We start from the raw sequence: 17,755 nt of genomic DNA, 5'->3' as shown, positions 1-17,755 counted from the left end.
GAAAGGAAAAAGAAAAAGCGCTGTAATTACAGCGCTTTTTCGTCTAAATTCTTTTCCACTTTTACTTCTACTTCTTTTGAGAAGAACCAACCACCAACTGCGATTCCGACTAATACAATCCAGAATGTAAGCTTCCACGGAGTGGATTCTGGGAATGAATGTGGAATTACATTTAATGCAGGATGTGCTAATGTATAAACTGCTAGCTTCACACCAACCCAACCTACAATTAAGAATGCTGCAGTTTCAAGCCCTGGTTTACGTTTTAAGATTTGTACGAAAGCAGTTGCTGCAAATCGCATAATGATTAATCCGATAAGTCCACCTACAAAGATAACAACGAATTGCCCAGTATCAAGACTACCAATTGTACCTAGTCCTGTTTTTGGTAAAGTCATTGCTAGTGCAACAGCAGCTAAAATTGAATCAACTGCGAAGGCGATATCAGCAACCTCAACTTTAAATACAGTCCACCAAAAGTTCTCTTGTTTTTTCTTTGCTTCTTTTTCTTCAGTTTCTTCATCTGTATTCTTTTTAACATATGTTTTAAATAAGTGATTACCAGCGATAAACATAAGGTAGATGGCACCGATTGCTTGCACTTGCCATACATCGACTAAGAACGAAATCATAAATAACGATCCAAATCGGAAAACGAATGCCCCCGCTAATCCGTAAAATAGTGCTTTCTTTCGTTTTTCTTCTGGTAAATGTTTTACCATAATTGCAAGAACAAGAGCGTTATCAGCCGCTAAAATCCCTTCAAGTGCAATTAGGATGAGTAATACCCAACCATACTCCAATAATAATGATACATCCATGTACATTCTCCTCTCATCTCTATAACTTCTAAATAAGTGAAGAATTTCCCCACTATTTAGTTTCCCCATACTCCTGCCTATTAACTTTGGGAGAATCTGGAAATGAATGCAAAAAAGACCTCTGCCGTTAATAGGCAAAGGTCTTGCTAGACATATGTAATAAAAATGCCAACAAAGCCGGAAGAACTAAGTTCTACGTAATGACGACTTTGTTTCCAAGATATATTCTTGGACGCTACTCCCCTTTGGAGATATGTTATTGTATTCTCATTATATGGATAATTTATACGGTTGTCAACCTGTTAAAATATCTTCATTCGGATATTTTATTTTTCGGTTCTTTTTACGAGCAAATGAAAATGCCAATGTTAAAGGACCCATTTTCCCAAAAAACATCATAAAAATAATAATCGCTTTTCCAATTATAGTTAAGTGGGGTGTTAAGTTCATACTGAGGCCAACAGTCCCAAATGCTGAAAATACTTCGAAAGCACTCATCAATAGAGGAACTCGTTCAGTAATACTCAAAATTAAAATAGCAAAAAAGATAAATGAAATAGAAATAATAGTAATGGTTAATGATTTGACAATGAGAGTATCTTTAATGGATTTTTTAAATACGACAATATCTTCTTGTTGTTGTAAAAATTTAAATACGCCAAAAAATATGATTAAAAATGTTGTTAACTTAATCCCCCCACCCGTTGAAGCACTACCAGCACCAATAAACATAAGTAGCATCATTAATAGCAGGGAAGGTTTTGACAATGTAGAAATATCAACTGTATTAAAACCGGCAGTTCGCGTTGAAATTGCTTGGAAATAAGAGGCCATTCCTTCTTCAAATGGGGTAAACCCTCTCATAGAAAGGGAGTTATGGAACTCGAATATAAAAATAAAAAGGGTAGCAATAATGTTGATGATTAGAGTAGAAGAGAGCATAAGTTTTGAATGTAGTGTAAGGTTTTTAAAGTTTTTCTTTCTTTTTATGTCTACGATCACTGTAAAACCAATTCCACCTAAAATGATGAGAGAGGAAATGACGAAATTGACAATAATGCTATGAGAATGGGACATTAAATTATCGCTCCACACAGAAAAACCAGCATTGTTAAAGGCTGAGATTGAATGGAAAAAACTATAATAGATCCCTTTGGTAACCCCGTATTTTGGTACCCACTCAAAAGAAAGAATTAAAGTAGCGATACATTCGACTGTAAAAGAGAATAAAAATAATGCTTTGGCAAGACGGATGACGCCGCCTATATTCGTTTGATTTAATGCTTGTTGCAGTAAAATCCGATTTTGAAGACCGATTTTTCTTCCGAGCATAATCGCAATTAAGACAGCAAAGCTCATAATACCAAGCCCGCCAACTTGTATAAGCGTTAAAATGATACATTGTCCAAACAAAGTAAATACTTTTCCAGTGTCCACAACACCAAGCCCTGTAACCGTACAAGCAGAAACTGTTGTAAATAAAGCATCGAGCCATGAAATAGACGTTGTTGTAGCAATTGGAAGCTTTAATAAGCATGTACCTATAATTGATAACATGATAAAAGACAAAGTAAGAACGCGGGGAGGACTCATACGAATGTTAATCCGTTTCATGTTATATATCGTTCCTTTCTGTTTGCTCTTACTAGTATGTGAAAAAGTCCGATTATGTATGTGAAAAATAGAAAGAGGCAGAGAATATCTGCCTCTAAGCCATATGTTATATTATTATCCACGTAATTGTTGTTGAGCTAAAGAAACAAGACGTTTTGTTACTTCACCGCCAACTGATCCGTTAGAACGAGATGCTGTATTAGACCCTAAGCTTACGCCGAATTCTTGTGCAATTTCATATTTAAATTGATCAAGTGCTTGTTCAGCACCTGGAACTAGTAATTTGTTTGTTTTTGCCATGATGATACACATCCTTATGAGTAATCCAGTCCAGATAAGTACTTATCTGAATTGGTACTGTTATTTTATGTGGAACCGGCGTGCTCATACGCGGAAGTAATCGGTGTGATTAGAAGTTATTGGATAGAAAAAAGAGTAGCAAATTTGCTACTCTTTTTTTAGTATTGTCGCTGTACCTTCCACGACAATATCATCCGATTGATTATATATATTTGTTTGCAACGTAATGATTTTTTTATCGTCACGCTTCTTAATAACCTCTGCCACAACGCGAAGTGTATCACCGATTTTGACAGGGGCACGGAATGAAACATTTTGGGATAAATAAATCGTATTTTTGCCTGGGAGTTTCGTTCCAAGGATGGTAGAAATAAAACTCGAAACGAGCATACCATGGGCAATACGTTCTTTAAACATTGTCGTTTTCGCAAAAGAATCTAAAATGTGAATAGGGTTCACATCTCCAGTCAATTTTGCAAAATTGATAACATCTTCATCTGTAATTGTTTTTGTAAGGGATGCTTGATCACCGACTTGAATCTCATCATAGCGAAGCTCCGGAACAGTTTGTGCTTCTTGAAATGGATTCATTTTGTCCTCCTTCTTTTCCATATCGAAAAATGTTAGCCATCTTGATGTAGTAGGAGGAAGAAAGAGTTTTGTTTGTGCTGCGGTTAGCTCCCACATTTTTCTTACTTGATGGAAGTAAATAGATTTTTTGAGTTTTCCTCGAACTTTTTTGCGAGTTCCAACTGTTTTGACTTGAACTCTTCCAAAAAACCCTCTAACTGTTTTTGAGCCTCTTCACGTTGTAATTGTTGTTGTTCAATAAATTGTTTTGTTGTTTCTTCAAATTGACCGCTTGTTTGTGTAAGAATTGACAAAGAAGTTTTTGTAGGAGAAACGGTAAGCTGATGCATATGAGCAGAAAGTTCTTTCCATTTGTCTTGCCACTCGTTAATTTGATCATTTAAGGAGTTTCCAGTTAATTGTTTCACGTAATCTGTATATTGGTTATTGAACTGAGCAGTGAGTTGTTGTAGTTCTTTTTCTAGTTCATCTACTCCTGATGTTAACTTATGCAAAGCGTCTTGTTGTTGTTTTAATGTTTCTAAAGTAAGTTGCTCTAACTGTTTCCCAGCTGAAGAGAAAAGGGAAAGTGATTGAGACCAGTTTTTCCAAAATGCATCGACTAATTCGTATGGTTTAGTTTCCATTGTTTGACCCCCAAATGTTTTTTTGCATATTGTGAACGCAGATTACTCTGCTGTACCACCAGGTGAAGATGAAGAATCCTTTTCATCCTTTTCTGGAGAAGTAGAAAATGGAAAGAATGCATTGGTGTATAACGTGAAAAACGTTCGCAACATATTTTGATAATGTTCAAAAGAAGTCGCACATGTTGTTAAATATTGCTCTCCATATTCAGTTAAAGAATAAATTCTTTTTGCTGGCCCTCCATCGCTTGTATCCCAAGTAGAAGAAATAAGGTTTTCTTTTTCTAACTTGCGTAGTGTTCTATAAACATTACCTTGGTCAACAGAAGAAAAGCCGATATCCATTAGCATTTGAATAAGTTTGTAACCATGAAGACTCCAGTCTTTTAGACAGAGAAGTAAGAAGGGAACTAAGAAGTTTTTTGGCATGGAGTTTGGTTGTTTCGCTTGGTTGCTCTCCAAACTTTCGCGTTGTTCTGGTTCATTTTGTAGCATGATTGTGCATCACCTCATGAATCAGTTAGATGGAATTTTTTGCTTATAAGTGCAATTTACACCTATCTGTTTTTAAAGTCAACACATTTGTTAGAAAATAGAAAAAAATAAAATATAGACTTGAAGTTTTATTCAGAATATTAGAAAATAGTGAATAGGTTGAATTGTTTCAAAAACGAAAAAAGGAGTGTAGGTAAAGTGATTGATCAAAAATTCGATCCACTACAAGCATGGAAAAATGCTTATGAACAAACCGAAACATTTTGGGGAAAAGCGCTCAATGAAACAATTAAAACAGAAGAATATTCTGCTTGGATGGGCAGCGTTCTAGATTTGAATTTGTTTTATCAAAAAGCATTAAATGATACGACAAAAAACTATTTAGAACAAGTAAATGTGCCGACGAAAGAGGATATCGCAAGAGTGGCTACGCTTGTTATTAACTTAGAAAATAAAGTAGATAACATTGAGGAGTTTCTAGAGGAGAAAGTAGATTCTTTAGGACAAGCTCCTACATTAAAGCGTGATGTGACGAAAGTAAAACAAGATATTCGTACGCTTGAAACAAAAGTAGATCAAATTTTAGAATTGCTAGAAAAGCAAAATGCAGTACTAGCTAAACTACAAGTACCTGTAAAAGAAGAGGTAAAGCCTGCGAATAAACCAGAAAATAAAAAATGATAAAAGCGCTTGTTTATAACATGTAAAAGAGAGAGGGAGAATCTCTTTTCGTGTATAAACAGCGAAACATAATTATATATGGACTCTATAGTATGAGTACCAAAATGATTCATAACAATCGTTCACAAATTCATTTAAGGGGGAAAAGAAATGGTTCAATTAAATGGAAAAGTAGCAATCGTAACAGGTGGAGCAAAAGGAATTGGAAAAGCAATTACAGTAGCATTAGCACAAGAGGGAGCGAAAGTAGTTATTAACTATAATAGCAGTAAAGAAGCAGCTGAAAATTTAGTAAATGAATTAGGAAAAGACGGACATGACGTTTATGCAGTGCAAGCGGATGTTTCTAAAGTAGAAGATGCAAACCGACTTGTAGAAGAAGCTGTGAATCATTTTGGTAAAGTTGATATTCTTGTTAATAATGCTGGTATTACAAGAGATCGTACATTCAAAAAGTTAAATCGTGAAGATTGGGAGCGCGTAATTGACGTGAATTTAAGTAGCGTATTTAATACGACAAGCGCGGTTCTTCCATACATAACGGAAGCAGAAGAAGGAAGAATTATTAGCATTTCTTCTATTATTGGTCAAGCAGGTGGATTTGGCCAAACAAACTACTCAGCAGCAAAAGCGGGTATGTTAGGATTTACAAAATCATTAGCGTTAGAACTTGCAAAAACAAATGTCACTGTAAACGCTATTTGCCCAGGATTTATTGATACTGAAATGGTAGCAGAAGTACCAGAAGAAGTACGTCAAAAAATCGTTGCAAAAATCCCGAAAAAACGTTTTGGTCAAGCTGATGAAATTGCAAAAGGTGTAGTATACCTATGCCGTGACGGTGCGTATATCACAGGTCAACAATTAAACATTAACGGCGGATTATATATGTAATGAAGTAAGAAAAAAGTGCATATCCATAGCAGGAATGCACTTCTTTTTTTAGAAGGAAATCGACCAAAAAGGAGATAGAAAAATGACTACATTCGCAACAGAATGGGAAAAGCAATTAGAGCTATACCCAGAAGAGTACCGAAAAGCATACCGCCGAGTGAAAAGGGCGAGTGAAATTTTATTACGTGAACCAGAGCCCCAAGTCGGATTAACGCCGAAAGAGGTTATTTGGACGAAGAATAAGACGAAGCTTTATCGCTACATTCCAAAACAAGAAAAAACACAAAGAGTTCCAATTCTATTAATATATGCTCTTATTAATAAACCATATATTATGGATTTAACTCCTGGAAATAGTTTAGTGGAATATCTAGTGGATCGTGGTTTTGATGTGTATATGCTTGATTGGGGCACATTTGGTTTAGAAGATAGTCATTTGAAATTTGATGATTTCGTGTTTGATTATATTGCAAAAGCAGTAAAAAAAGTAATGCGAACTGCAAAATCGGACGAGATTTCTTTACTTGGTTATTGCATGGGTGGAACGCTAACTTCTATTTATGCAGCACTTCATCCGCACATGCCAATTCGTAATTTAATTTTCATGACAAGTCCTTTTGATTTCTCTGAAACAGGATTGTATGGCCCTTTATTAGATGAGAAATACTTCAATTTAGATAAAGCGGTTGATACATTTGGAAATATTCCGCCAGAAATGATTGATTTCGGAAACAAAATGTTAAAGCCAATTACGAACTTTGTTGGTCCATATGTTGCTTTAGTAGATCGTTCAGAGAATGAGCGCTTCGTCGAAAGCTGGAGATTGGTTCAAAAGTGGGTTGGTGATGGTATTCCGTTCCCAGGTGAATCATACAGACAGTGGATTCGTGATTTTTATCAAAATAATAAGTTGGTTAAGGGTGAACTCGTTATTCGCGGACAAAAGGTAGACCTTGCAAATATTAAGGCGAATGTCTTAAATATTTCCGGGAAACGTGATCATATCGCTTTGCCATGTCAAGTAGAAGCATTACTAGACCATATTTCTAGCACAGATAAACAATATGTATGTTTACCAACAGGGCATATGTCTATCGTTTACGGTGGAACAGCTGTAAAACAAACATATCCGACGATTGGAAATTGGCTTGAAGAGCGTTCTAATTAAAAATAAAAAAATCCAACTAGCCTATGTTAGTTGGATTTTTTTATGAAAAATAACAAAACATAGAAAGGAGAAATTTATATTTTAGGAGTATAATTATGAAACTTATGATGGGTAAGTTGTTTTGGAATACAGGAGTTTCTGTACCTTGTTATCCACTGTTAGAAAATGATATGATATGTGATGTGCTCGTAGTTGGAAGCGGCGAAGCCGGTGCTCATATAGCGCATTCGTTAGCGCAAATTGGCATGAGTGTTACACTTATTGAAAAAAGAGCAATTGCGTGTGGTAGCACAGCTGCTAATACAGGTTTACTACAATTTCTTCATGATAAATCGTTAACCTCTCTTATCCATACATTTGGTAAAGAAAAAGGGGTACGAGCATATAAGCTTTGTTATGAAGCGCTAAGAACAATGGAAGAGGTTATACCGACTCTTGATATTAATCCCCATTTTATTCCGCGAAATAGTTTATATTATGCAAGTAAAAGTGAGGATGTCTCATTTTTACAAGAGGAATATAATACGTTACAGAATTATGGATTTCCAGTTGAATATTTTACAGAAGCTGATATTAAGAAACGTTATTCTTTTGCAAAACAAGCAGCGTTATATACGCAAGGTGATGCTGAGGTGAATCCGTATTTACTAGCGTATAGTTTTTTGCATAAAGCAAACCAAATGGGAGCTAATATATATGAACATACAGAGGCAATACATATAAAAAAACGCAAAAATGATTTAATTTGTTACACGAAAACAGGAAATCAAATTGTAGCAAAGAATATTATTATGGCGACAGGTTATGAGGCGCTTTTTGGAAAGAAAGAAAAAAATACAACAGTAGACACCTCTTATGCAATTGTAACAAATGAAATAGATCAATTTGAAGGCTGGCATGAGCGATCGTTAATTTGGGAAACGGCACGGCCTTACTTATATTTTCGAACGTATCGAAACCGCATTATTGTAGGCGGATTAGATGAAGCGCTACAAATTCAAACAATTGGTGATACGAAATTATTGCATAAGCGTGATATCCTTATTAATATTGTAAAAGAGATGTTCCCGCAGTATAAAAATATACAGGCAGACTACTATTGGGCAGCCGCATTTGGTGGTACTCATGATGGTCTCCCCATTTTAAAAGAAGACGAAAAGATACATAATTTGTTTTATGCATTGCCGTATGGAGGTAATGGAACTGTATATGGAATGGTCTTTGCCAAATTATTTGAGCAGTTATTTACAAATAAAGAAAGTAAAGATTTTTCTTTATTTAATCGATAGAAAAAAGGTAGCGAAGTGATGGAATGAGAGATATAAAAAAGTTTTTACAAAAATTACGTCCTGTACAACTCATCGTTTTGTTTTATTTATTAGCGGTAGTTGTATCGGTGATATTGCTTAGTTTACCGTTTGTTACGAAGCCTGGTGTGAAATGGACATTTATAGATGCGCTTTTTACATCGGTTAGTGCGGTAAGTGTTACGGGACTGTCTGTTATTACGATTTCAGATACGTTTACTACAGCAGGAATTATTGTTTTAGCCCTTATTTTACAATTAGGCGGCTTAGGAATTATGGCGCTTGGGACATTTGTTTGGATCATTACGGGGAAAAAGATTGGTTTGCAAAGAAGAAGATTAATTATGGCAGACCATAATCAAGGAAATTTATCGGGTCTCGTAGAATTGATGCGTTCTATTTTAATTGTAATTATTTCAATAGAACTTATTGGAGCAATCTTATTGGGGACAAGATTTTTACTTTACTTTCCGACTTGGCAAGAAGCTTATTTTCACGGTTTCTTTGCAGCTGTTAGTGCGACTACGAACGGCGGATTTGATTTAACAGGACAATCATTAATTCCGTATAAAAAAGATTATATTGTTCAAATGATTCATATGTTACTAATTATTTTAGGAGCGATTGGTTTCCCTGTGCTAATGGAAGTGAAACAATTCCTTAGTAAAAGGAGACAACAATTATTCCGTTTTTCATTATTTACAAAATTGACGACAACAACATTTTTTGCACTCGTTGTTGTTGGTACAATTATGATTTTTTTACTGGAGAGAAATCATTTTTTAGTAGGAAAGTCATGGCATGAAACTGTATTTTATACATTATTCCAATCTGTGACGACGCGAAGTGGTGGACTTGCAACAATGGATATACGTGAATTATCACAACCGACGCTTTTATTTATGAGTATATTAATGTTTATAGGGGCATCTCCAAGTTCGGTTGGGGGCGGAATACGTACAACTACATTTGCTGTTAGTATATTGTCACTATACACCTTTGCAAGGGGCGGTAGAACAGTTAGAGTCTTCAAACGTCAGCTACATGAAGAGGATGTACTGAAAGCATCTGTCGTTATGACGATGGGGATTTTGTTATGTGCTACTGCGCTATTCATTTTATCTATTACGGAAAATGTACCGCTTATGAGCTTAATTGTTGAAGTTTGTTCTGCTTTCGGAACGACGGGACTATCAACAGGTGTTACGCCGGATTTAACAACTGTTGGGAAACTTGTACTTATTGTGCTTATGTTTATCGGACGCGTTGGTATTTTAACATTTATTTTAGCTAGTGGTGGAAGGGAACAACCACCTCGCTATAAATACCCGAAAGAGCGGATTATTATTGGATAGTATGAAACCATTCTACCTACGTTAGGTAGAATGGTTTTTTAGTCGTTAATGCCAAATTGTGGATGCATAAAAGCTTCATTTTTATTATCCACTTCGTTTTTTAGTAACTCTTGATTTTCTTCTGAAATCCACCCAATATCATTTGTCGGATGGATCCACTCATCGCCAGCCATAATGGCAGGATCTACTTCATCACTCCAATTGTTAAGCGGACTGTTCTCGGAATTATATTTACTGTCTCCAATTACAACATTATATTGATTCACAAAAGGTTGTTGCATCGTTTTTCCTGTTCCTTTAAAAGATGGAAAATTCATTTGATGCGGGAGCGTTTCGTCTAAAATGGGTGATTGAATCTTTTCTTTTTTCTTCAAAATTATCGCTCCTTTTTATAATGATTTCTTCATATGTAGTATTTCCATCTAACGCCTCTTATGTACTTGTTAACACTTGCCAGTAATAATTATTTTAAGTTGTTTCAAACTAGAGTAGAAAGTAATTTCTTGAGAGCAGGTGAATGTATTGGTAAAAAGAAAAGTGAAACAAAATGCGGCAATCAATAATAATAAAACTCCGAAAGAAAGCTTACCAGATGCAGAATTTGCATTAGAGTATGAAGGAGAAAATAGCGCAAAGTATGCGAATCGTAATTCAAAAAAAGGGAAACAAAAATGAGGCGTTTTTTACAAACGCCTCATTTTTTTGTGGGATTATAAAGGTTTTTTTAATTATTTGTAAATTTAGTGTTTTCTATTAGCAGAAAAATGCGAAAAAACATAGAAGTAGCAACGTATTACACAAAAACAAACAACAAACAAAAGATTAATGTTGGTTTAATACTGCTTTTACACTAGTTGTTTATATTTGAGTTGTACATAAGATTTGTAAAAGGAGAGAGAAACAGTGAAAAAAACAATCTTTAAAGCTGTAGCGACTGGAATGGTATTTTCGTTATTAATGGGGTGTGGTGCAAAGAAGGAAGAAAGTGTTGGAGCGAAAGTGAAAGATGACAAATTATCTGGATCATTAACTGTTTACACAGCAATTGAAGAAGAACTTGTACCAATTTATCTTGATTCCTTTAAAAAGAAATATCCTGATGTGAAATTGAACATTGTACGTGATTCAACAGGAGTTATTACTGCGAAATTGCTAGCTGAAGGGAAAAATACACAAGCAGATGTTGTATGGGGAACTGCGGCATCAAGTCTATTAGCTTTAGATAAAAAAGATATGTTAAAAGGATACTCTCCAAAAGGAGCAGATCGTGTTCTTCCACAATTTAAAGATGATAAGCAACCTGAAAAATGGGTAGGAAATACTGCATTTATGACGGGGATTGCTGTAAATAAAGAAGAGTTAAAGAAGAAAAATTTACCGATGCCAGAATCATATGAAGATTTAACGAAACCAGAGTATAAAGGAACACTTGTTATGCCACATCCAGCATCATCTGGAACAGGATTTTTAACAGTTTCTGCATGGCTACAAATCATGGGTGAAGATAAAGGCTGGGATTACATGAAGAAACTTCATGATAATATGGCAAGTTATACGCATTCAGGATCAAAACCAGCGAAATTAGCAGGAGCGGGTGAATATCCAGTTGGCGTATCAATGGTTTATAGTGCTTTGAAAGAGAAACAAAAAGGTGCACCAGTTGAAGTTGTATTGCCGAAAGAAGGATTAGGTTGGGAAGTAGAAGCGAACGCACTTATTAAAAAAGATAATGCAAAAAATGAAAAATTAGCGCAAGCATTTTTAGATTGGGCGATTACTGATGATGTAATGAAGTTATACTTCGAGAAAAATGGATTTGCGACAATTAAAAATGATTATAAACTTCCAGATGGATTCCCTAAAGATGTAACAGAAAAGTTATACAAAAAGAATGACTTTAAGTGGGCAGCAGAAAATCGTGACAAAATTTTAGAAAAATGGGAAAAAGAGTTTGGCCAAAAAGCAGAACCGAAAAAGTAAGTGAGTGGGAGAGAGAAAAAATGAGCGAATATTTATCAATTCAACACATTCAAAAACAGTTTGATGCATTTACAGCGTTAAAAGATATTTCTTTTACTGTGAACAAAAATGAGTTTGTATGTTTATTAGGCCCAAGTGGTTGTGGGAAAACGACATTGCTTCGAATTTTAGCAGGTCTAGAAGAGGCAACAACAGGTAGTATAGCTGTGAATGGAAAAGATATTACAGCATTACCTCCTGGAAAGAGAAACTTCGGAATGGTGTTTCAATCGTATGCATTATTTCCGAATTTAACAGCACTTGAAAATATTGAATACGGCTTAAAGACAAAAAAATATGGAAAAGCAGAAGTAAAAGAGAAAGCGCTAGAGGCGTTAAAACTTGTAGATTTACTGAATGTAAAAGATAAATATCCTGCTCAAATGTCTGGTGGACAACAGCAGCGAGTGGCACTTGCACGTGCGCTCGCTCTGTCTCCAGATATTTTGTTACTTGATGAGCCGTTATCTGCTTTAGATGCGAAAGTACGTGAAAAGTTACGTAGAGAAATGCGTGATTTGCAAGAGAAAGTAGGAGTAACAACTATTATGGTCACGCATGATCAAGAAGAGGCATTAACGATGGCTGATAAAATTGTTGTAATGAATCATGCGGAAATTATGCAGATTGGAACACCAGAGGAGATTTATCAAAGACCAGCCAATCCGTTTGTGGCAGATTTTATTGGTTCTATTAATTTCTTTTCGAAAAATAACGAAGAGCATGCAATTCGTCCTGAACATGTAACAATTGTACAAAAGGACGGTATTAAAACAGTTGTGGAAAGTATGGAATTTCGTGGATCTGTATATCGAACGGAAGTGCGAGTCGTAGAAGAAAACACACACCTTTATAATGAGAAAATTGTAGTGGATATATTAGCATCAGAAGTAGAAGTAGCTGATATTAGAAAAGGAAAGCCGATTCAAATCTCTTTCTCAGAAAATCATATGTTGTCATATGGAAAGAAGGTCATTGTATAGATGGAGATGTTAGAAAACTACAAGGTAGAAAGTGCGAAAAAAAAGATTAAGAGAAGTATAGGGAAAGAGGAATGGATCCAAAGGCTTGTAATTATCGGTATGATTCTTTCCTTCCTTGTCATACTTGTATTACCACTATTACAACTATTTACACAAGCTTTTTATAATAAAGATGGAGTTTTCATTGGTTTAGCGAATTTCAGTAAATATTTTACAACACCAACTTTAGTTCAGTCTTTACAAAATACGGTATGGATTTCGGGCGCAACAACAATTATTTCAGTTTCAATTGCATTCGTTTACGCATATGCAATTGCCCGTACGAATGTTTTTGGAAAGCGTGTATTTCAGTATGTAGCGTTATTACCATTGTTTGCACCAACGATGATGCACGGTATAGCACTTACATATTTATTTGGTAATCAAGGGCTAGTAACGAAAGGAATGTTTGGGTTATTTGAAGGTATACAAATCCCTTTATATGGACCAGTAGGAATTGTAATAGCTGAAGTTATGTATACATTTCCGCAAGCCTTTCTCATATTACTAATTGCCTTTCAAGGATCCGATTATCGTTTATATGAAGCTTCTAATATGCTAGGGGCGAGTAAAACAAAACAATTTTTCACGGTTACTTTACCTAGTGTAAAGTACGGATTAATTAGTGCAATGTTTGTTGTGTTTACACTTAGTTTCACTGATTTTGGGGCACCAAAAATTGTTGGTGGACAATATAATGTGCTTGCTACTGACGTATACAAACAAGTAATTGGACAGCAAAATATGTCGATGGGTGCAACAGTTGGAATGATTTTATTAATCCCAGCTATATTCGCATTTGCAGTTGATCGTATTACGCAAAGAAAGCAGGCGAATTTCTTATCTTCAAAAGCAGTACCATACAGAATAATAGCTAATAAGAAAAGAGATGTCATCTCATTCATATACTGTAGTGTGATTACATTTATGATCATTCTGTTATTTGTGGCAGTTGGTATTGCTGCAAGTGTGAAAGTATGGCCATATAATATGAGTTTTACATTTGAGCATTTTAATTTTTCGAGTTTAACAGGAGATGGACTTGAAGCATTTAAAAATAGCGTAATTGTTTCAGCAGTTACAGCAGTTATTGGGGCGATTTTAACATTTGTATTTGCATATGCAATTGAGAAAATAGACCAGCTACAATTCTTCCGAAAAACAGGTTACTTTTTCTCTATCGTTCCTTTAGCCATACCAGGTTTAGTACTCGGATTAGGATATGTCTTTTTCTTTAGTCAACCAACGATTCAAATTTTGGGACTATCAGTAACGAACCCGTTTCATTCTTTATACGGAACAATCGCTGTGTTAGTACTAGTAAATATCATTCATTTTTATTCTGTAACATTTGTCACGGCAACGACTGCTTTAAAGAAATTAGATCGAGAGTTTGAGCTTGTTTCGCAGTCGATGGGTATTCCGTTTTATAAAACATTCTTTAGAGTAACGGTACCAATGTGTTTACCAGCAATTTTAGAAATGGTAATGTACTACTTCGTAAATTCAATGGTAACTGTATCGGCAGTTGTATTCCTATATGCAGCTGATTTTAAACTAGCTGCCGTATCAATCGTAAATATGGATGATGCAGGAAATGTGGCGCCAGCAGCTGCAATGAGTGTGCTTATTGTTGTTACAAATATTGTAGTAAGAGTTGTATATGAATGGGGAACGAAAGCACTTCGTAACCGAACTTCACAATGGCAAAAAAGATAAGTAAGAAAGGTGATGGACAGAATGAAAATTGAAGCAGTTATTTTTGATTGGGCAGGGACAACAGTTGATTACGGATGTTTTGCACCACTAGAAGTATTCATGGAGATTTTTCATAAACGGGGTGTAGCAATTACAGCAGAAGAAGCTCGTAAGCCAATGGGGTTATTAAAAATAGATCATGTAAGGGCACTTACTGAGATGCCTCGTATTGCGAGTGAGTGGAATCGTGTTTTCCGACAATTACCAACAGAAGCAGACATTCAGGAGATGTATGAAGAATTTGAAGAGATTCTCTTCGCTATTTTACCGCGCTATGCTTCGCCGATTAATGGAGTAAAAGAAGTGATTGCTTCTTTACGTGAAAGAGGAATTAAAATTGGTTCAACGACTGGTTATACGAGAGAAATGATGGATATTGTAGCAAAGGAAGCAGCGTTACAAGGATATAAACCTGATTTTCTTGTTACGCCAGATGATGTTCCAGCAGGCCGTCCATATCCATGGATGTGCTATAAAAATGCAATGGAACTTGGTGTGTATCCGATGAACCATATGATAAAAGTTGGGGACACAGTATCAGATATGAAAGAAGGTAGAAATGCTGGAATGTGGACAGTTGGTGTAATTCTTGGCAGTAGCGAGCTCGGTTTAACGGAAGAGGAAGTGGAGAATATGGATTCGGTAGAACTTCGTGAAAAAATAGAAGTAGTTCGCAATCGTTTCGTTGAAAATGGGGCGCACTTTACGATAGAAACGATGCAGGAACTCGAAAGCGTAATGGAACATATCGAGAAACAAGAACTTATTATTTCATAAAAGGGGAATAGGATCATGACTGAAAATCACTACTTATTATTAACACCAGGACCATTAACGACAACAAAATCAGTAAAAGAAGTTATGCTATACGATTGGTGTACGTGGGATGATGAATATAATACGATGGTGCAAGAAGTAAGAGCTAAACTTGTATCGTTAGCGACGAAGGAAGAAGAGAAATATACAACAGTGTTAATGCAAGGAAGCGGTACGTTTTCAGTTGAAGCAGTAATTGGTTCTGTTATTCCGGCAAATGGGAAGATTCTCGTTTGTACAAATGGTGCGTACGGTAAGCGCATTGTGCAAATGGCAGAGATGTTACAGATTGATGTAGTGGTCAGTCAAACAGAAGAGTGGGAACCTACTAATATTGTAGAAGTAGAGAAGTTATTGCAAGAAGATAAAGAGATTACGCATATTGCAGTTGTTCATTGCGAAACGACGACAGGCATTATAAATCCAATTGTAGATGTATGTAAATTAGGAAAACAGTATGGAAAGGTTACAATTGTTGATGCGATGAGTAGTTTCGGCGGGATTGAAATAGACATTGCTGATTTACAAATTGATTTTTTAATTAGTAGTGCGAATAAGTGTATTCAAGGGGTTCCTGGATTCGGATTTGTAATCGCAAAACGTGATGAATTATTGAAGTGTAAAGGGCAAGGACGCTCTTTATCTCTTGATTTATATGATCAATGGGAAACGATGGAAAAACAAAATGGGAAATGGCGTTTTACTTCACCTACACATGTTGTACATGCTTTTTATCAAGCACTACTTGAACTAGAAAAAGAGGGAGGAGTAAGAGCGCGTTACAATCGATATTACAACAATCAAAAACTACTAGTAAATAGAATGGGAGAAATCGGATTTAAGCCACTAGTAGATGAGGAATACCAATCTCCTATTATTACATCTTTCATTTATCCAAAAGAGGGATTCGAGTTTCAACAGTTATATAACGAATTAAAGCGTTATGGATTTGTTATTTACCCTGGGAAAATTTCGAAAGTAGATACGTTCCGCATTGGAAATATCGGTGATGTACATGAACAAGATATTAATCGCTTAGTTGATAGTATTGCTAAAGGAGCTGTTATTGGGTGAAAGTGTTTTGCTTAGGTGGAGCAGGTAAAATTTGTCGCGAAGCTATTTTGGATTTAGTTCAATTTTCATCTTTTGAGACAATTACAGTAGCTGATTTTAACGAGGTAGAGGGCCGTAAAGTAGTAGAATGGCTCAACGACCCTCGTGTTGATTTTGTAAAAGTAGATGTAACGGATCACGAGGATACGGTTGCAAAAATGATTGGTTATGACATTGTAATGGACGGTACGACGATAAAGTTAAACAGATTGTCGACCCGCTGTATTGCAGAAGCAGGATGTCACGGTGTGAACTTAAATGGATTTGGTGAAGAAAATGAATCGCATGCTATATTTGTTGAAAATGAAAAGATATGTTTACCTGGATTTGGCATGACGCCGGGTGTAACGCAAATGATGGCAATGCATGCAGCAAATCAATTGGATACTGTAGAGTCTGTCCGTGTAAGTCACGGTTCGTATCGTCCGATTGCTTTTTCTGCATCAATTACAGAGACAACGACATATGAATATGATCCATATTTACCATCGCGTACAGTGTATGAAGATGGTGAATTTAAGCAAGTACCTCCGTTTGCGCGTCCGAGAGAAATAGAATTGCCAGAGCCTTATGGTAAGGCAACGCAGTATATCATTCCGCATTCTGAAACAATTACGCTAGCAAAGGCATTAGAAAATAAAGGTGTCAAACTGATAGAGACGAGAGGAACTTGGCCACAGCAAAATATGCAACTTGTACGTGCTTTATATGATTACGGCATATTGCGTAATGATCAGATTGAAATAAACGGGAAAGAAATAGGCATTATGGATTGTATTTCACAGTATTTATTGCAATCGAAAGAAGGGCAAGAAACAGAGCTTTATGGTTATGCACTTCATGTAGAAGTAATAGGTATGAAAAATAATGAGAAGCAAAGACATGTGTTATATCATACACATCCGTTATCTGATGGTTCTGTTGTAGGATGGGAAAAATTAAGAGCGTATACGAGAAACGTCGGTATTCCATTTGGGATTGCTGCAGAGTTAATTGCAAATGGAAATGTAAATAGGGTGGGTGTTGTTACGCCTGAAGAAGCCTTTGAAAATCCACAATTGATTTTTGATGAGCTAGCAAAGCGCGGTATTCATATTCATGAAGAAGTTTCTACTTATAAAGAAAATTATAGCTTTGTATAAGTAAGGACGTTTATAAGGGAGATATAAATGAGG

General features: G+C 35.8%; 19 protein-coding genes and 1 riboswitch. Of the genes, 12 read left to right on the top strand and 7 right to left on the bottom strand.

What is annotated here, in order from left to right; all coding sequences use genetic code 11:
• Window positions 1-26 precede the first annotated feature (26 nt).
• The 6 genes from QCI79_RS05920 to phaQ form a co-directional block, all read right to left on the bottom strand.
• Window positions 27-821, bottom strand: a complete 795-nt coding sequence (locus tag QCI79_RS05920; RefSeq protein WP_000383326.1) for a TerC family protein — start codon at window positions 819-821, stop codon at window positions 27-29.
• 82 nt (window positions 822-903) lie between these two features.
• Window positions 904-1,077, bottom strand: a riboswitch (yybP-ykoY riboswitch).
• A 38-nt stretch (window positions 1,078-1,115) separates the two neighbouring features.
• Complete coding sequence (locus QCI79_RS05915; protein ID WP_000822330.1) at window positions 1,116-2,435, bottom strand: TrkH family potassium uptake protein; 1,320 nt, start codon at window positions 2,433-2,435, stop codon at window positions 1,116-1,118.
• 114 nt (window positions 2,436-2,549) lie between these two features.
• Window positions 2,550-2,735 carry an alpha/beta-type small acid-soluble spore protein gene (locus tag QCI79_RS05910; protein ID WP_001140707.1) on the bottom strand — a complete coding sequence of 62 codons (186 nt, stop codon included), beginning with the start codon at window positions 2,733-2,735 and terminating at the stop codon, window positions 2,550-2,552.
• A 147-nt stretch (window positions 2,736-2,882) separates the two neighbouring features.
• Entirely contained in the window at window positions 2,883-3,326 is a 444-nt protein-coding gene (locus QCI79_RS05905; RefSeq protein ID WP_001067916.1) for a MaoC family dehydratase, read from the bottom strand.
• Window positions 3,327-3,427: 101 nt separating this feature from the next.
• The gene (gene phaP, locus QCI79_RS05900; RefSeq protein WP_000448594.1) at window positions 3,428-3,952 is read right to left on the bottom strand and encodes a polyhydroxyalkanoic acid inclusion protein PhaP; all 525 of its coding nucleotides are present in this window, start codon (window positions 3,950-3,952) and stop codon (window positions 3,428-3,430) included.
• A 42-nt stretch (window positions 3,953-3,994) separates the two neighbouring features.
• Window positions 3,995-4,447 carry a poly-beta-hydroxybutyrate-responsive repressor gene (gene phaQ, locus QCI79_RS05895; protein ID WP_000939955.1) on the bottom strand — a complete coding sequence of 151 codons (453 nt, stop codon included), beginning with the start codon at window positions 4,445-4,447 and terminating at the stop codon, window positions 3,995-3,997.
• Between the two features lie 198 nt (window positions 4,448-4,645).
• On the opposite strand from phaQ, the gene phaR reads away from it, so the two are divergent.
• The 5 genes from phaR to QCI79_RS05870 all read left to right on the top strand — a co-directional run bounded on the left by phaR (window position 4,646) and on the right by QCI79_RS05870 (window position 9,852).
• Entirely contained in the window at window positions 4,646-5,128 is a 483-nt protein-coding gene (phaR, locus tag QCI79_RS05890; RefSeq protein WP_000566942.1) for a polyhydroxyalkanoic acid synthase subunit PhaR, read from the top strand.
• A 150-nt stretch (window positions 5,129-5,278) separates the two neighbouring features.
• Entirely contained in the window at window positions 5,279-6,022 is a 744-nt protein-coding gene (locus QCI79_RS05885) for an acetoacetyl-CoA reductase (protein WP_000250407.1), read from the top strand.
• Between the two features lie 82 nt (window positions 6,023-6,104).
• Complete coding sequence (gene phaC / locus QCI79_RS05880; RefSeq protein WP_000206336.1) at window positions 6,105-7,190, top strand: class III poly(R)-hydroxyalkanoic acid synthase subunit PhaC; 1,086 nt, start codon at window positions 6,105-6,107, stop codon at window positions 7,188-7,190.
• A 95-nt stretch (window positions 7,191-7,285) separates the two neighbouring features.
• The gene (locus QCI79_RS05875) at window positions 7,286-8,479 is read left to right on the top strand and encodes an NAD(P)/FAD-dependent oxidoreductase (protein ID WP_021727723.1); all 1,194 of its coding nucleotides are present in this window, start codon (window positions 7,286-7,288) and stop codon (window positions 8,477-8,479) included.
• Window positions 8,480-8,502: 23 nt separating this feature from the next.
• Complete coding sequence (locus QCI79_RS05870) at window positions 8,503-9,852, top strand: TrkH family potassium uptake protein (RefSeq protein ID WP_001204707.1); 1,350 nt, start codon at window positions 8,503-8,505, stop codon at window positions 9,850-9,852.
• A gap of 38 nt (window positions 9,853-9,890) precedes the next feature.
• Here the strand turns inward: QCI79_RS05870 and QCI79_RS05865 are convergent, their stop codons facing one another.
• Window positions 9,891-10,226 carry a DUF3905 domain-containing protein gene (locus QCI79_RS05865; protein WP_000726028.1) on the bottom strand — a complete coding sequence of 112 codons (336 nt, stop codon included), beginning with the start codon at window positions 10,224-10,226 and terminating at the stop codon, window positions 9,891-9,893.
• A gap of 148 nt (window positions 10,227-10,374) precedes the next feature.
• On the opposite strand from QCI79_RS05865, the gene QCI79_RS05860 reads away from it, so the two are divergent.
• From QCI79_RS05860 to QCI79_RS05830, 7 genes are all read left to right on the top strand, one after another.
• Window positions 10,375-10,527 carry a hypothetical protein gene (locus QCI79_RS05860; RefSeq protein ID WP_000240799.1) on the top strand — a complete coding sequence of 51 codons (153 nt, stop codon included), beginning with the start codon at window positions 10,375-10,377 and terminating at the stop codon, window positions 10,525-10,527.
• Window positions 10,528-10,755: 228 nt separating this feature from the next.
• Window positions 10,756-11,832 carry a putative 2-aminoethylphosphonate ABC transporter substrate-binding protein gene (locus QCI79_RS05855; RefSeq protein WP_021727722.1) on the top strand — a complete coding sequence of 359 codons (1,077 nt, stop codon included), beginning with the start codon at window positions 10,756-10,758 and terminating at the stop codon, window positions 11,830-11,832.
• Window positions 11,833-11,852: 20 nt separating this feature from the next.
• Window positions 11,853-12,854 carry a putative 2-aminoethylphosphonate ABC transporter ATP-binding protein gene (locus QCI79_RS05850; RefSeq protein ID WP_000006190.1) on the top strand — a complete coding sequence of 334 codons (1,002 nt, stop codon included), beginning with the start codon at window positions 11,853-11,855 and terminating at the stop codon, window positions 12,852-12,854.
• On the top strand, window positions 12,855-14,612 hold the full coding sequence (locus QCI79_RS05845) for a putative 2-aminoethylphosphonate ABC transporter permease subunit (protein WP_000425518.1): 1,758 nt from the start codon (window positions 12,855-12,857) through the stop codon (window positions 14,610-14,612).
• A 21-nt stretch (window positions 14,613-14,633) separates the two neighbouring features.
• The gene (gene phnX / locus QCI79_RS05840; protein ID WP_000687366.1) at window positions 14,634-15,428 is read left to right on the top strand and encodes a phosphonoacetaldehyde hydrolase; all 795 of its coding nucleotides are present in this window, start codon (window positions 14,634-14,636) and stop codon (window positions 15,426-15,428) included.
• A gap of 15 nt (window positions 15,429-15,443) precedes the next feature.
• Window positions 15,444-16,541 carry a 2-aminoethylphosphonate--pyruvate transaminase gene (phnW, locus tag QCI79_RS05835; protein ID WP_000138230.1) on the top strand — a complete coding sequence of 366 codons (1,098 nt, stop codon included), beginning with the start codon at window positions 15,444-15,446 and terminating at the stop codon, window positions 16,539-16,541.
• Window positions 16,538-17,722, top strand: a complete 1,185-nt coding sequence (locus QCI79_RS05830) for a saccharopine dehydrogenase family protein (protein WP_000862174.1) — start codon at window positions 16,538-16,540, stop codon at window positions 17,720-17,722. Before phnW ends, QCI79_RS05830 begins: the two co-directional genes overlap by 4 nt.
• Window positions 17,723-17,755: the final 33 nt, after the last annotated feature.

This window comes from Bacillus cereus group sp. MG1 (assembly GCF_040460035.1).
Taxonomy (GTDB): Bacteria; Bacillota; Bacilli; order Bacillales; family Bacillaceae_G; genus Bacillus_A; species Bacillus_A cereus.
This window is presented reverse-complemented; position numbering and strand designations above follow the sequence as displayed.

Excerpts from the sequence above, each read along its gene's own strand:
- QCI79_RS05920 (WP_000383326.1), bottom strand. The coding sequence starts at position 821 with ATGGATGTATCATTATTATTGGAGTATGGTTGGGTATTACTCATCCTA.
- QCI79_RS05915 (WP_000822330.1), bottom strand. The coding sequence starts at position 2,435 with ATGAAACGGATTAACATTCGTATGAGTCCTCCCCGCGTTCTTACTTTG.
- QCI79_RS05910 (WP_001140707.1), bottom strand. The coding sequence starts at position 2,735 with ATGGCAAAAACAAACAAATTACTAGTTCCAGGTGCTGAACAAGCACTT.
- QCI79_RS05905 (WP_001067916.1), bottom strand. The coding sequence starts at position 3,326 with ATGAATCCATTTCAAGAAGCACAAACTGTTCCGGAGCTTCGCTATGAT.
- phaP (WP_000448594.1), bottom strand. The coding sequence starts at position 3,952 with ATGGAAACTAAACCATACGAATTAGTCGATGCATTTTGGAAAAACTGG.
- phaQ (WP_000939955.1), bottom strand. The coding sequence starts at position 4,447 with ATGCTACAAAATGAACCAGAACAACGCGAAAGTTTGGAGAGCAACCAA.
- QCI79_RS05885 (WP_000250407.1), top strand. The coding sequence starts at position 5,279 with ATGGTTCAATTAAATGGAAAAGTAGCAATCGTAACAGGTGGAGCAAAA.
- phaC (WP_000206336.1), top strand. The coding sequence starts at position 6,105 with ATGACTACATTCGCAACAGAATGGGAAAAGCAATTAGAGCTATACCCA.
- QCI79_RS05875 (WP_021727723.1), top strand. The coding sequence starts at position 7,286 with ATGAAACTTATGATGGGTAAGTTGTTTTGGAATACAGGAGTTTCTGTA.
- QCI79_RS05870 (WP_001204707.1), top strand. The coding sequence starts at position 8,503 with ATGAGAGATATAAAAAAGTTTTTACAAAAATTACGTCCTGTACAACTC.
- QCI79_RS05850 (WP_000006190.1), top strand. The coding sequence starts at position 11,853 with ATGAGCGAATATTTATCAATTCAACACATTCAAAAACAGTTTGATGCA.
- QCI79_RS05845 (WP_000425518.1), top strand. The coding sequence starts at position 12,855 with ATGGAGATGTTAGAAAACTACAAGGTAGAAAGTGCGAAAAAAAAGATT.
- phnX (WP_000687366.1), top strand. The coding sequence starts at position 14,634 with ATGAAAATTGAAGCAGTTATTTTTGATTGGGCAGGGACAACAGTTGAT.
- phnW (WP_000138230.1), top strand. The coding sequence starts at position 15,444 with ATGACTGAAAATCACTACTTATTATTAACACCAGGACCATTAACGACA.